Below are 12,819 nucleotides of genomic sequence, written 5' to 3' on the forward strand. Positions count from 1 at the left end.
CCGGCCGCGCGCCCCGGGCCCGCGCGCCGCGCCCCCCGGGCGCGGGTCCCCCACTGCCCGGGCGCACGCCACACGCGTAGACTCCCCCCGTGGCCAAAGTGACGCGCGACGATGTAGCCCGACTGGCTGGTACCTCGACCGCGGTCGTCAGCTACGTGATCAACAACGGGCCGCGCCCGGTCGCGCCCGCCACCCGGGAGAAGGTGCTCGCCGCGATCGAGCAGCTCGGCTACCGGCCGAACAGCGTCGCGCAGGCGATGGCCTCCCGCCGCACCAACCTGATCGGCATGGTCGTCCCGGACGCCCGCCAGCCCTTCTTCGCCGAGATGGCGCACGCCGTGGAACGGGCCGCCTCCGAGCGCGGCAAGCTCGTGCTGATCGGCAACTCCGACTACGTCGACGACCGCGAGGTCCACTACGTCCGCGCCTTCCTCGGCATGCGGGTCTCCGGCCTGATCCTGGTCAGCCAGGGCCCCTCGCAGCGGGCCGCCGAGGAGTTCGCCGCCATGGAGGGCGCGAAGGTGGTGCTGCTGCACCGCCGGCCCGAGGCGATCGACGACGTCGCGGTGGTCACCGACGACGTGGCCGGCGCCGAGACGGTCGTCCGCCACCTGCTGGAGGTGCACGGGCACCCGTACGTGGCCTGCTTCGGCGGCCCGGTCGAGTCCCCCGCGCCCGGCGACCCGGTCATCGACCACGTCGAGGGCTGGCAGCGCGCGATGGACGCGCACGGCCTGCCCACCGCGCCGTACCTCGTGGACGCGCCCTTCCACCGCTACGGCGCCTACGACGTCGCGCTCGACCTGCTGCGCTCGGAGAACCGCCCGCCGGCGATCTTCTGCTCCACCGACGACCAGGCCATCGGCGTGCTGCGGGCCGCCCGCGAGCTGGGTCTGCAGGTGCCGGAGGACCTCGCGGTGGCCGGCTTCGACGACGTGCCGGAGGCCGCGCTCGCCGACCCGCCGCTGACCACCGTCGCCTCCGACCGCGACGCGATGGCCCGGGCCGCGGTGGACCTGGTGCTGGACGACTCGCTGATGGTGCCCGGCTCGGACACCGAACGGGTCCGCGTCTTCCCGTCGCGCCTGGTCGTGCGGCGTTCCTGCGGCTGCTCGCCGGACGGCGCCGGATCGTAGCCTGACCAGGCTTTATGAGAAGTCAACGGGCTTCTCGGGGCCTTCTGAGCGGGCTCTCATCGGATTCTCACCCGCCGGGCGGACGTTGGTCGCCATGAGCGATCACCAGCAGTGGCAGCACCCCGCCGACGACGGGCAGGACGACGGCCCGTACGGGTACCCGCAGGCCCGGATCATCCCGGGCACGGTCCTCGACAGCACCACCCGGGACCGCGGCCCGCGGGACCGCGCCGGGTACGAAGGCGGCGGCGACACCGGGTACGACGGCGCCGGCCACGGGAGCCCCGGGTACGGAAGCGCCGCCCACCCCGCCGCCGGGACCCCGCCCCCTCCCCCGGCCCCGCCGTTCCCGCCCGAGGCTGGCACACCGGACACACCGGCCGCCCCCGGCGGTCCCGGCCACCGCGCCCGCAACGGCCTGCTGCGCGGCCGGCTCGCCCTGGTCACCGCCGTCGCCGCGATCGCCGCCGTCCTCGGCGGGGTCACCGGCGGTGCCGTCGCCGCCCGGGACCACGGCTCCGCCAGCCGCACCGGCACCGTCGCCAGCCCGGTCGCCGCCCGCACGGACGGCAGCGCCGACGTCGCCGCCGTCGCGGCCGCCGTGGCGCCCAGCGCCGTCCAGATCACCGTGCAGACCGCCAACGGCACCGCCACCGGCACCGGCGTGGTGCTCACCGCGGGCGGGCAGATCCTCACCAACTACCACGTGGTCTCCGGCGCGGCCGGCGGCGGCCGGATCACCGTCACCTTCCACGACGGCTCCACCGCCGGGGCCACCCTCACCGGCACCGACAAGGCCCTGGACGCCGCCGTGATCACCGCGACCGGCGCCAAGGGCCTCACCCCCGCCGTCCTCGGCGACTCCTCCGCCGTCGCGGTCGGCGACCCGGTCGTCGCCATCGGCAACCCCGAGGGCCTCACCGGCACCGTCACCTCCGGCATCATCAGCGCCGAGCACCGCGAGGTCACCGTCCGGCTCGACGAGGGCACCACCAGCGGCAACGGCGGCTTCGGCTTCCCCGACCTGCCCGGGCTGCGCGGCAGCACCGGAACCGCCCCGCGGAGCGGCGGCGAGACGGCCACCTACCAGGCCTTCCAGACCGACGCCGCGCTCAACCCCGGCAACTCCGGCGGCCCGCTGATCAACGCCGGCGGGCAGGTCATCGGCATCAACTCGGCCATGTACTCGCCGAGCGGGTCCAGCGCCACCGCCGGCGGCAGCGGAGCCGGCAGCGTCGGCCTCGGCTTCGCCATCCCGATCGACGACATCAAGCAGGTGCTGCCGAAGCTGCAGTCCGGCCAGAACGTCTGACCACGTCCGACAATTGACCCGAGCAGGCCCTCCCGCCACCAGAAAGGGCAACCGCCGATGACCCCGTCCGCCGACGACCGCACCCCCGCCGAGCCCGGGCAGCAGACCGCCGCCCGGCTCCTCGTGGTCGACGACGAACCCGCGCTCCGGGACGCCCTGGAGAGCAGCCTCGCCTTCGAGGGCTACGAGGTCGCCACCGCCACCGACGGCTACGAGGCCCTGGAGTCGGTCGAACGCGACCGGCCGGACCTCGTCCTGCTCGACGTCATGATGCCCCGGATGGACGGCCTCACCGCCGTCCGCCGGATGCGCTCGCGCGGCGACACCGTCCCGGTGCTGATGCTCACCGCCCGGGACGCCGTCGGCGACCGGGTCACCGGCCTCGACGTCGGCGCCGACGACTACCTCGCCAAGCCCTTCGAACTCGACGAGCTGCTCGCCCGGGTGCGCGCCCTGCTGCGGCGCAGCGCGCTCGCCTCCGAGGCCGCCGCCCGGGCGGCCGCCGTCGAGGAGGAGACCGACGTCCTCGCCTTCGCCGACCTCCGGATGAACACCGCCACCCGCGAGGTCGCCCGGGCCGGCCGGACGGTCGAACTGACCCGCACCGAGTTCATGCTGCTGGAGATGTTCCTCGCCCACCCCCGCCAGGTGCTCACCCGCGAGCAGATCCTCAAGGCGGTCTGGGGCTTCGACTTCGAGCCCTCGTCCAACTCGCTGGACGTGTACGTGATGTACCTGCGCCGCAAGACCGAGCAGGGCGGCCTGCCCCGGCTCATCCAGACCGTCCGCGGAGTCGGCTACGCGCTCCGCCCCGCCGCCGGCACCACCGCGTGAGCCCCACCGTCCCGCCGCCCCCGCTGACCCCGCCCCGCATCCCGCGCCGCGGCCGCCTCACCACCTGGTACCGCGCCCGCTCGCTGCGCTCCCGGCTCACCTTCCTGGCGGCGGCGGCGGTGGCGGTGGCGATCGCGCTGTCGGCGCTGGCGTGCTGGTTCATCGTGGAGAAGCAGCTCTACGGAGTGGTCCGCAGCGACCTGCAGAACGTGCCGCAGGGGGGCGGTCCGCCGGCTCAGATCGACGACTGCTCCCCGAGCCTCCAGAGCGCGCTCAAGGCGGTGCAGGGCACGATCCCGCTACCGCCGGCCGGTGCTTCCGCCCCACGGGACACGCAGTACGTGATCACCGGGCAGGCACCGCTGTACTGCCTGCCGCCCACGGCCACCAAAGCCATCGTCCCGGATCCCGGCGACACCGCCGTCCTCACCCTCAAGCCGACCGAGTTCATCATCCGGGAAGGCCACTACACCAACGGTGAGCCCGCCCTGGTCCGGGTCTCCTGGACCAAGCCGAAGGCGCTCCCGCCCACCCTCGTCATGGTCGCCACCTCCACGAAGGCCGTCGACGAGTCCCTCAACCGGCTCGCCTTCCTCCTCGGCGGGGTCGCCCTCGGCGGCATCGCCCTCGCCGGTGTCACCGGCCGGCTGGTCGCCCGGTCCGCGCTCAAGCCCGTCGACCAGCTGACCGACGCCGTCGAGCACATCGCCCGCACCGAGGAGGTCGGCACCACCATCCCCGTCCAGGGCGAGGACGAGATCGCCCGGCTCTCCACCTCGTTCAACTCCATGAGCACCGCGCTCGCCAACTCCCGCGAGCGGCAGACCCGGCTGATCGCCGACGCCGGCCACGAGCTCCGCACCCCGCTCACCTCGCTGCGCACCAACGTCGACCTGCTGATCCGCAGCGACGACACCGGCCGCCCGCTCCCGCCCGCCACCCGCACCAAGCTGCTCGGCAACATGAAGGCCCAGATGCAGGAGCTCACCGTGCTGATCGGCGACCTGCTCCAGCTCTCCCGCCCGGACTCCCCCAAGCCGGTCCGCACGCTCGCCGTGGTCGCCCTGCACGAGATCGCCGAGCGGGCCGTGGAGCGCGCCAAGCTGCGCGGCCCGGGGCTGGTCTTCGAGACCGCCGCCGCGCCCTGGTACGTGCACGCCGACGCCGCCGCCCTGGAGCGCGCGGTGATCAACCTGCTGGACAACGCGGTGAAGTACAGCCCGCCCGGCGGCACCATCGGCGTCCGGCTCGACGGGGGCGTGCTGACCGTCCGCGACCACGGCCCGGGCATTCCGCCGGACGAGCTCCCGTACGTCTTCGACCGCTTCTGGCGCTCCCCGTCCTCGCGCCAACTCCCCGGCTCGGGCCTGGGGTTGTCGATCGTCGCGCAGAGCGTCCGGGAGGCCGGCGGCGAGGTCTCGCTCGGCCCGGCCCCGGACGGCGGCCCGGGCACCCTGGCCACCGTCCGCCTGCCGGGCGGCCCCACGCCCGCCTAGGAAGCCCTCCCGGACGGCCCGCCCCGGGGAAAAAGGAGAAGGGGCGGGGCGCCCCGACAGCGCCCCGCCCCCCGACCGGCTCACGGCCGGCGACCCCCGGCTCAGCCGGTGGTGCCGCCCGCCGTGACGACCTTGATCCGGTCCTGCGCCGGAGCCTTCAGCGGCGCGGAGGCCGAGCTGTTGGCGCCGAGGTAGGCCGCGAAGACGTCCAGGTCGGAGGCGCCGACGAGCTTGTCGGTGCCGGCCGCGAAGGCCGGGAAGCCGTCGCCGCCGCCGGCCAGGAACTCATTGGCCGCGACCCGGTACTTGGCGGCCGGGTCGACCGGCGCGCCGTTGAGGCGGATCGAGTCGACGACGATCCGGTCCGCGCCCTTGTTGCGCATGTCCAGCGTGTAGCTGAGCGACTTGGACGGCTGGAGGATCTTCGGCGAGGCCTCGTTGGAGCCGCTGACCTGCTGCTGGAGCAGCTGGATCAGCTGGGCCCCGGTCAGCGTCTTGACCTGCATCATGTTGGTGAACGGCTGGACGGTGAACGCCTCGCCGTAGGTCACCACGCCGTCGCCCTCGGCGCCGCTCGCCTTGTAGACGAGGTCGGAGCGGATGCCGCCGGGGTTCATGAAGGCGACCTGCGCGCCGCCCTTGTCGGCGGGCGCGAGACCGGCCTGCTGGGCGTCGGCGATGACGTCGCCCAGCGGCTTCTCGGGGTCGCTGTTGCCGCGGCCGTTGATGTCCGAGGCGATGTAGCCGATCGGACGGTTGGCGATCGGCGCGGCCAGCTTCGAGTAGCGGTCGATCAGCTGGGTCATGTCCGGGGCCTTCTCGACCGTCCGGCGCACGATGTGGTTCTCGGCCTTGACCGACGGGCGCACGATGGCGCCGGTGGTCTTGTCGAGCTTCAGGTCGATCTCGGTGTAGAGCCGGCCGAAGGAGGCGGCGCTGGTCACCGAGCGCGGCACGCCCTGCGGGTCCGGGATGGTGCAGGCGTACGCGTTGTGGGTGTGGCCGGTGACGATGGCGCCGACCGCCGGGTCGACGTTCTTGGCGATGTCGACGATCGGGCCGGAGATGCCCTGGCCGGCCGCGCCGCAGTCGTAGTTGTAGGTGCTGCTGGCCGGCAGGCCGCCCTCGTGGATCAGCGCGACGATCGAGTTGACGCCCTTGGCCTTCAGCTCGGCGGCGTACTTGTTGATCGTGCTGACCTCGTTGGCGAACTTGAGGCCCTTGACGCCCTCGGCGGTGACGATGTTCGGCGTGCCCTCCAGGGTGACGCCGATGAAGCCGATCTTCACGCCCTGGGACTTGGTCACCCAGTACGGGGCCAGCACCGGCTTGCCGGTCTTCTCGCTGGTGACGTTGGCCGACAGGTAGTTGAAGTTGGCGCCCTTGAACGTGCGCCCCTCCTCGTAGCAGCCGTCGGTCGGGTGGCAGCCGCCGTTCTGGAGGCGGAGCAGCTCGGCCGAACCCTCGTCGAACTCGTGGTTGCCGACCGAGCTGACGTCCAGGCCGAGCTTGTCCAGCGCCTCGATGGTGGGCTCGTCGTGGAAGAGCGCCGAGGTCAGCGGGGAGGCGCCGACCAGGTCGCCGGCCGCGACGGTGATCGAGTCGTCGGCGGGGATGCGGGCCTGGCGCAGCGCGGTGGCGAGGTACTCGACACCGCCGGCCGGGGTGCTGACCGGCTGACCGGTGGCCGGGTCGATCTCCCGGATGGTGCCGGACGAGCCGGCCGGGGGCTCCAGGTTGCCGTGCAGGTCGTTGATGGCCAGCAACTGGAGGTTGACGGTCTTGGGCTTCTTCGCGGTCGCGGCCTGGGCCGCGGACGGCATGGCCACCGTGCCGACGAGGCCGGCCGCGGCGACGACGGCCAGCGCCGACCGTCGGGTTCTGACGGAGAGCATGTAGGGGGTCCCCTGCACCTGTGAGAGCGCCCAGCTGTGGACAGGCCCGGGCGCGCGAGACGAGTGTCGTTGCGCGAGTGCAGCCTAGAGTCAACGCGCGTAGCTGTCAGGCCCCCGGACGTAACGACAGGGTTACCTACTGACGAATCGTCGTCGGACTTTCTCCGCCGGACCGCTCCCGGGGCACGGCCCGCCGCCCGCCGGGACGGCCGCCCGCGGCCTCGCCCCGCCCCCGCCCCGGGGCCGCCCTCAGACCCCCGGCTCGGCCGCCAACTGCCGTTCGGCCCGCGCCCGTTCCGCCACCGCGTCCTCGGTCATCGCGCGGTCGGTGTAGACCAGCGGACGCTCCGCCTCGGTGATGATGTGCTTCACCACCTGCACGTTGCCGTTGACGTCCCACACCGCGATGCCCGGCGAAAGTGTGGGGATGATCTCCACCGCCCAGCGCGGCAGGCCGAGCACCCGCCCGGTGGCCCGCGCCTCCTCGGCCTTCTGCATGTAGATCGTCCGGGTGGAGGCCATCTTGAGGATCGCCGACGCCTCCTTGGCCGCCGCCCCGTCCACCACGTCCGACAGGTGGTGCACCACCGCGACGAAGGACAGGCCCAGCCGGCGGCCGAACTTCAGCAGCCGCTGGAACAGCTGCGCCACGAAGGGGCTGTTGATGATGTGCCAGGCCTCCTCGACCAGGAAGATCCGCTTCTTGCGGTCCGGCCTGATCCAGGTGTGCTCCAGCCAGACCCCGACGATCGCCATCAGGATCGGCATCGCGATCGAGTTGCGGTCGATGTGCGACAGGTCGAAGACGATCAGCGGCGCGTCCAGGTCGATGCCCTCGGTGGTCGACCCGTCGAACATGCCCCGCAGGTCACCGTCGACCAGCCGGTCCAGCACCAGGGCGACGTCCAGGCCCCAGGACTGCACCTCGTCCACCGCGACCCCGAGCGACTCCACCGAGGACAGCTCGGGACTGCGCAGGGTGTCGATGATGTCGTCCAGCACCGGCTGGCGGTCCCGGACCGTCGCCACCACGTGCGCGTGCGCGGCCTTCAGCGCGAAGCCGGCCCGCTCCTCCAGCCCGCGCCCCATCGCCACCTCGACGATGGTGCGCAGCAGCGACAGCTGCCCGGTCTGGGTGATCGCCGGGTCCAGCGGGTTGAGCTTCACCCCGCCGTCCCGGGCCGCCATCGGGTCCAGCCGGATCGACTTTATGCCCAGGGCGTTGGCGATCAGGTTCCACTCGCCGACCCCGTCCTCGCCCTGCGCGTCCAGCACCACCACCTGCCGGTCCCGGAACCGCAGCTGGCGCAGCACATAGGTCTTCTCCAGCGCCGACTTGCCGTTGCCGGACTCCCCCAGCACCAGCCAGTGCGGGGCCGGCAGCTGCTGGCCGTACAGCTGGAACGGGTCGTACACGTACCCCTTCCCGCTGTACACCTCCCGCCCGATGATCACCCCGGAGTCGCCCAGCCCCGGCGCGGCCGTCGGCAGGTACACCGCCTGCGCCTGGCCGGTGGACGTGCGCACCGGCAGCCGGGTGGTCTCCACCTTGCCGAACATCAGCGCGGTGAACGCGTCGGTGAGGTTGCCGATCGCCATACGGGGGCCTCCAGATCAGTCGCTCGGCCGGTGCCCGCTCAGCGGCGGATACCGGTGGCGAACGGCAGGGTGTTGACGAACGCGCGGTGGTGCTCGCGGTCGCACCACTCCAGCTTCAGGTAGCTCTTGCCCGCCGACGCCCGGATGGTCCGCTTGTCCCGGGCCAGCGCGTCGGGGTTGCGCGAGGAGACCGTGATGTACCCGACCAGGTTGACGCCAGCCGCACCGGACGCCAGGTCGTCACCGCGCTGGTCCACCCGGCCGCTGTGCGCCAGGTCGCGCGGGTCGACCGTGCGGTTCATCTTGGCCGCGCGGCTGGCCTCCGCGTCGTCGTTGGTCTTCTCGGTGAGCATCCGCTCGATGGCGACGTCGGTGGGCTCCAGGTCCATCGTCACCGCCACCGTCCGGATCACGTCCGGGGTGTGCACCAGCAGCGGCGCCAGGAAGTTGACGCCGACCGGGGTCAGCGGCCACTCCTTGATCCACGCGGTGGCGTGGCACCACGGCTCCCGGGTCGCCGACTCCCGGGTCTTCGCCTCCAAGTACTGCGGGTTGGTGGCGTCCAGCTCGGCCGGCCAGGCGTTCCGCTTCGACATCGCCTGGATGTGGTCGATCGGGTGGTCCGGGTCGTACATCGAGTGCAGCAGCGAGGAGAGCCGGGCCTGGCCCAGCGGCTGCCGCACCCGGATGTCCGCCTCGGCCAGCCGCGCGCAGATGTCCGTCAGCTCACGGGCCATCACCGCGGCCAGCCCCTCGTCGTCCCGGGCCCGCCGGTCGGTCGCGGTGCGGCCCATCGCGTGCGCCTCGGCCGCGAGGTCCCGGGTGTAGTGCATGCACGCCACCAGGTACGCCCGGTGCTGCTCCGACGAGGTCGACACCATCGACTGCAGCTGGTCGTACGACTCCATCAGCCAGCGCGGCGCCTGCGGGTCCCCGCGCCGCTCCACGTCCTTGGCGTGCGCGTCCGGATCGGCCGGCAGGGTGCGGGCCAGGATCTGCAGCCGGGTCACGAAGCCGTCCCCGTTCGCGACGTGCTTCAGCAGCGTCCCGAACCGGTCGACCAGCGCCTCCTGGTCCTCCGAGTCGCGCAGCCCGACGCCCGGGCCCTCGATCTCGATCGCCGCCGTCACCGTGCGCCGCTCCAGGTGCATCAGCACCCCGACCTCGTCCGGCCCGAACGGCGCGGACAGCCAGCGCAGCCGCCCCACCCCGGGCGGCGGACCGATCTCCACCTCGCGGCCGTCCAGCCGCGTCCCGGCGTCCATCGCGTCCGACTTCCACACCGCCCGGCCGCTGCGCACCGTCCGGCGGTAGGTCCGGTTGATCTCCACCCACTTGTAGAACGTCCGGCGCCGGTACGGCACGTACACCGCCGCGATCGCCAGCGCGGGCAGACCGACCAGGCCGGCGAGGCGCAACGGCAGGATCGGCATCATCAGGCCCCAGGCCATGCCGAGGAAGGCCCCGAAGATGATCAGCACGATCTCGCCGGACTCCCGGTTCCGGCCGATCGGCGCGTTCGGGCGGGCCTTGCCGATCAGATAGGTACGGCGCTGGTGCACGTACGGCTGGGCGTACGGGCCGCCGTACTGGCCGAGTGGTTCGCTGCTCACTTACCCGTCACCCTCCCTTCGCTGGATTGCTGTCGCGGATCGGAGCCGCGGCCTGGGCCGGCGGCCCGGCCTGCGGCGGCGGCGCGGGCGTGCGCGCCGCGTGGGCGGCGATGCCCGGGGCGACCGAGCCGCCGCCCGCACCGCCCCCGCCCCCGCCGCCCGGCTGCGGGCCGCGGTCGCCGTGCGTGCTGATGCCCTGCCGCATGAAGTTCGCGGTCCCGTTGATCATCGCCTGTCCGGCCGAGACCGCACTCGCCCGGGCGCTGCGCATGTTCATGATCTCGTCGCCGAAGCCCGGCACGAACCGGTACACGGCGGCGCTCGCGAAGATCGACAGGAAGAGGATCGCCAGCCCCGAGAGCACCCGGGCGAAGTCGTCGCTCGCCCCCGCCCCGGCCGACACCGCACCGGCCAGCCCGAGGATGATCACGATGATCGGCTTCGCCAGGTCCACCGCCACCATCACCCCCGCCCAGCGGCGCACGTGCTTCCACAACTGCTTGTCCACCAGCCCCGCGTACACCGCCGTCCCCAGCAGCGCGCCCACGTACAGCATCGCCGCCCGGATCAGCAGCTCGATCCAGAGCACCGCCGCCGCCAGCACCGCCACCAGCGAGGTGATGATCAGGATCAGCGGCCCGCCGCCGATGTCGCCCTTCTCCAGGGTGTCCGCGAACCCGCCCAGGTACGTCCCGGTGTCCGACTTCGTCCCCACCGCGATCGCCTTGGTCAGCCCGTCGGTCGCGCTCACCACCGTGTACAGGATCAACGGCGTGAACGCCGACGCGATCACCGTCAGCCACAGGAACCCGATCGCCTCCGAGATCGCCGTCGCCAACGGCGCCCCGCGCACCGCCCGCTTGGTCACCGCGAGCAGCCAGAGCACCAGCGTGATGATCGTCGACGCGGCGAACACCACCGCGTACTGCTGCAGGAACGACGCATTGGTGAAGTCCACCTCCGTCGTCCCGTCGATCGCCCCCGACAACTTCCGCACCACCCACGACGCCGCCTGCGCACACCCCTTCGCCAACGACCCCAGCGGATCCGCCACCGTCCCCACGGTCCCACTCCCGGGGAGCGAGGCCCCACCGCCGCCGCCGGGGGCGCAGTAGACATCGTTGCCGGGGAGGGGGATCCCCGGGCAGTTCGAGTTCGGGGTGCTGGGATTCGGGGTCGGGGTCGCCGTGGGCGAGGGCTCGGCGAGTGCCTGCTGTGCTGTCAGGAGCACCGTCAGCAGGCCCAGAGCCGCTCCTCCGGAAATTCTCGCCAGCGCACGCGGAATCATCGTCCGGCCACCGTCAGCGCGCATAGCGGAAGCCTCCGAACTGCTCGACGGCACCTGTGATCTCCTCAGCGGTCGCGGCCTGCTGGTCCGGCGGGACAGGTGCCGGGCCCGAGGCCCGGCTGTAGTCGGTGAGTTTCCAGTCCTCGCCCACCCATCGCAGGCTGAGGGTGAGGGTGAACCACTCCTCCGAGACGGGGCGGACCGAGCGCTCACCCGCGATCCCGTAGAGGCCCGTGCACCAGACCTCCACCTTCACGCTCTCGGCCGTGTAGGCACTGCTCTTCGTCCCCACCGGCACGGTCCGGCTGACGAAGGTCATCCCCTTCGGGGCGCGTCCCTGCGCGTCCACCCCGAACCTGGCCGCCGTCTCCGGCGAGAACCCCTGGTCCAGCCGGGACTGGAGGGCCGGGGCCGCCGCGGGGTCGGCGATGGTGGTGACGATGGTGTGGCGGGTGTCGGTGCGGAACATGTCCGCGGAGCCGATGGCCACCGCGTAGTTGGCGGCGGCGGACTGGGCGCCCTGGTCGGTGTGCGGGAAGCCGGAGGCGATGCCGTTGACGGTGGTGGTGACGGGCTGGTCGCCGCTGGGGGCGGGGCCCGCGCCGGTGGCGGCGGTGGCGGCGGCCCGGTCGGCGGAGCGGCCGGCGCCGGCGCTGCCCGGGTCGGGTTTGCCCCGGTTGGCGATCGAGATGGCCAGCACGAGCAGGGCGATGACCAGCACGACGGTCAGCAGGGTCCGCAGCGGTCGCGCCTGACGGAGGCTCGGCTGGGAGGCGGGCTGTTCGCCGACCGGCAGCCGCGTACGGGTGTGCGGCTGGTCGTCGGACAACGGCACGGCGGCCCTCCTGGTGCGGGGAGCCGGCTGGCGGCTCCGGGGGCCCCTCCGGCCGTGGGCGGGCGCGGAGGGAAGGGGTGGTGGATGGATTCCCGGCGGGGCTCCGGACATGCACGGATGCCCGGACAGGAGGTCGGAAGGTCAGGCGATCGGACAGGCTCGCGGGCACGGACGTCCCGCCGTCCACCGCAATCCCACGTCACGTCGCAGCGGCCGGAAGGGCCCGAAGAGCCCGATCCGTCCGATCTGCCCGAACTGTTCGACCGTCAGATCGCCATGCCGTACACAATGGTGAACAGAGTGCCGAGTGATCCAATGATGAACACGCCGGTCAGCCCGGCGATGATCAGCCCCTTGCCCTGTTCGGCGCCGAAGCTGTCGCGCATCGCGGTGGCGCCGATCCGCTGCTTGGCCGCGCCCCAGACGGCGATGCCGAGGCAGGCCAGGATGGCCACGGCCATGACGACCTGGACCATCACCCGGGCCTCCGACCCGAGGCTCGCGAACGGGCCCCAGTCCGGGGCGATCCCGCCGATGATGGTGTCGATATTCGGCTTCTTTGGAGGGTCCTCGGCCAGGTGGCCGATCGCGATGCTGTGCACGCTGCTCTGGTTCATTTCCATCTCACCGCCCGATCAGGCAAATTCAAGGGCCCAGACCCCGCCCGCGCGAAGGGTCGGTACCTATTCTTGGCCAGATCTGATGTCGACTTGGCTACTTCTCGCGGATTGGTCGTGAGGCATCGGACACGTACGCGAGGATGTCCACCGTACGAAGGATAGCGCTCACTCTTTGTATCTCTGATGATTGC

Annotated in this window: 11 protein-coding genes; 5 read left to right on the forward strand and 6 right to left on the reverse strand. The window is 72.6% G+C overall.

The window, feature by feature from the left end; all coding sequences use genetic code 11:
* Nucleotides 1-89 precede the first annotated feature (89 nt).
* The 4 genes from ACFVFS_RS24450 (at nt 90) to ACFVFS_RS24465 (ending at nt 4,778) form a co-directional block, all read left to right on the forward strand.
* On the forward strand, nt 90-1,136 hold the full coding sequence (locus tag ACFVFS_RS24450; RefSeq protein WP_380626811.1) for a LacI family DNA-binding transcriptional regulator: 1,047 nt from the start codon (nt 90-92) through the stop codon (nt 1,134-1,136).
* 94 nt (nt 1,137-1,230) lie between these two features.
* Nucleotides 1,231-2,448, forward strand: a complete 1,218-nt coding sequence (locus ACFVFS_RS24455) for a S1C family serine protease (RefSeq protein ID WP_380626813.1) — start codon at nt 1,231-1,233, stop codon at nt 2,446-2,448.
* 57 nt (nt 2,449-2,505) lie between these two features.
* The gene (locus tag ACFVFS_RS24460) at nt 2,506-3,282 is read left to right on the forward strand and encodes a response regulator transcription factor (RefSeq protein WP_380626814.1); all 777 of its coding nucleotides are present in this window, start codon (nt 2,506-2,508) and stop codon (nt 3,280-3,282) included.
* Nucleotides 3,279-4,778, forward strand: a complete 1,500-nt coding sequence (locus tag ACFVFS_RS24465; RefSeq protein ID WP_380626815.1) for a sensor histidine kinase — start codon at nt 3,279-3,281, stop codon at nt 4,776-4,778. Before ACFVFS_RS24460 ends, ACFVFS_RS24465 begins: the two co-directional genes overlap by 4 nt.
* 101 nt (nt 4,779-4,879) lie before the next feature.
* Here the strand turns inward: ACFVFS_RS24465 and ACFVFS_RS24470 are convergent, their stop codons facing one another.
* From ACFVFS_RS24470 to ACFVFS_RS24485, 4 genes are all read right to left on the reverse strand, one after another.
* Nucleotides 4,880-6,673: a bifunctional metallophosphatase/5'-nucleotidase gene (locus ACFVFS_RS24470; protein ID WP_380626816.1), complete on the reverse strand. Its 1,794-nt coding sequence runs from the start codon at nt 6,671-6,673 to the stop codon at nt 4,880-4,882.
* Nucleotides 6,674-6,922: 249 nt separating this feature from the next.
* A complete protein-coding gene (locus ACFVFS_RS24475) occupies nt 6,923-8,272 on the reverse strand; it encodes an ATP-binding protein (RefSeq protein ID WP_380626817.1) in 1,350 nt (449 codons plus the stop codon).
* Nucleotides 8,273-8,310: 38 nt separating this feature from the next.
* Nucleotides 8,311-9,885, reverse strand: a complete 1,575-nt coding sequence (locus ACFVFS_RS24480) for an SCO6880 family protein (protein ID WP_380626818.1) — start codon at nt 9,883-9,885, stop codon at nt 8,311-8,313.
* A 7-nt stretch (nt 9,886-9,892) separates the two neighbouring features.
* Nucleotides 9,893-10,843: a hypothetical protein gene (locus ACFVFS_RS24485; RefSeq protein ID WP_380626819.1), complete on the reverse strand. Its 951-nt coding sequence runs from the start codon at nt 10,841-10,843 to the stop codon at nt 9,893-9,895.
* Here ACFVFS_RS24485 and ACFVFS_RS24490 point away from each other — a divergent pair.
* Nucleotides 10,833-11,000: a hypothetical protein gene (locus ACFVFS_RS24490; RefSeq protein ID WP_380626820.1), complete on the forward strand. Its 168-nt coding sequence runs from the start codon at nt 10,833-10,835 to the stop codon at nt 10,998-11,000. The two genes, ACFVFS_RS24485 and ACFVFS_RS24490, sit on opposite strands and share 11 nt — an antisense overlap.
* 186 nt (nt 11,001-11,186) lie before the next feature.
* Here ACFVFS_RS24490 and ACFVFS_RS24495 read toward each other — a convergent pair whose 3' ends face one another.
* Nucleotides 11,187-12,008 carry a hypothetical protein gene (locus ACFVFS_RS24495; RefSeq protein ID WP_380626823.1) on the reverse strand — a complete coding sequence of 274 codons (822 nt, stop codon included), beginning with the start codon at nt 12,006-12,008 and terminating at the stop codon, nt 11,187-11,189.
* A gap of 266 nt (nt 12,009-12,274) precedes the next feature.
* Nucleotides 12,275-12,625: a hypothetical protein gene (locus tag ACFVFS_RS24500; protein ID WP_380626824.1), complete on the reverse strand. Its 351-nt coding sequence runs from the start codon at nt 12,623-12,625 to the stop codon at nt 12,275-12,277.
* Nucleotides 12,626-12,819: the final 194 nt, after the last annotated feature.

The sequence above is a fragment of the Kitasatospora sp. NPDC057692 genome, assembly GCF_042799475.1.
GTDB lineage: Bacteria > Actinomycetota > Actinomycetes > Streptomycetales > Streptomycetaceae > Kitasatospora.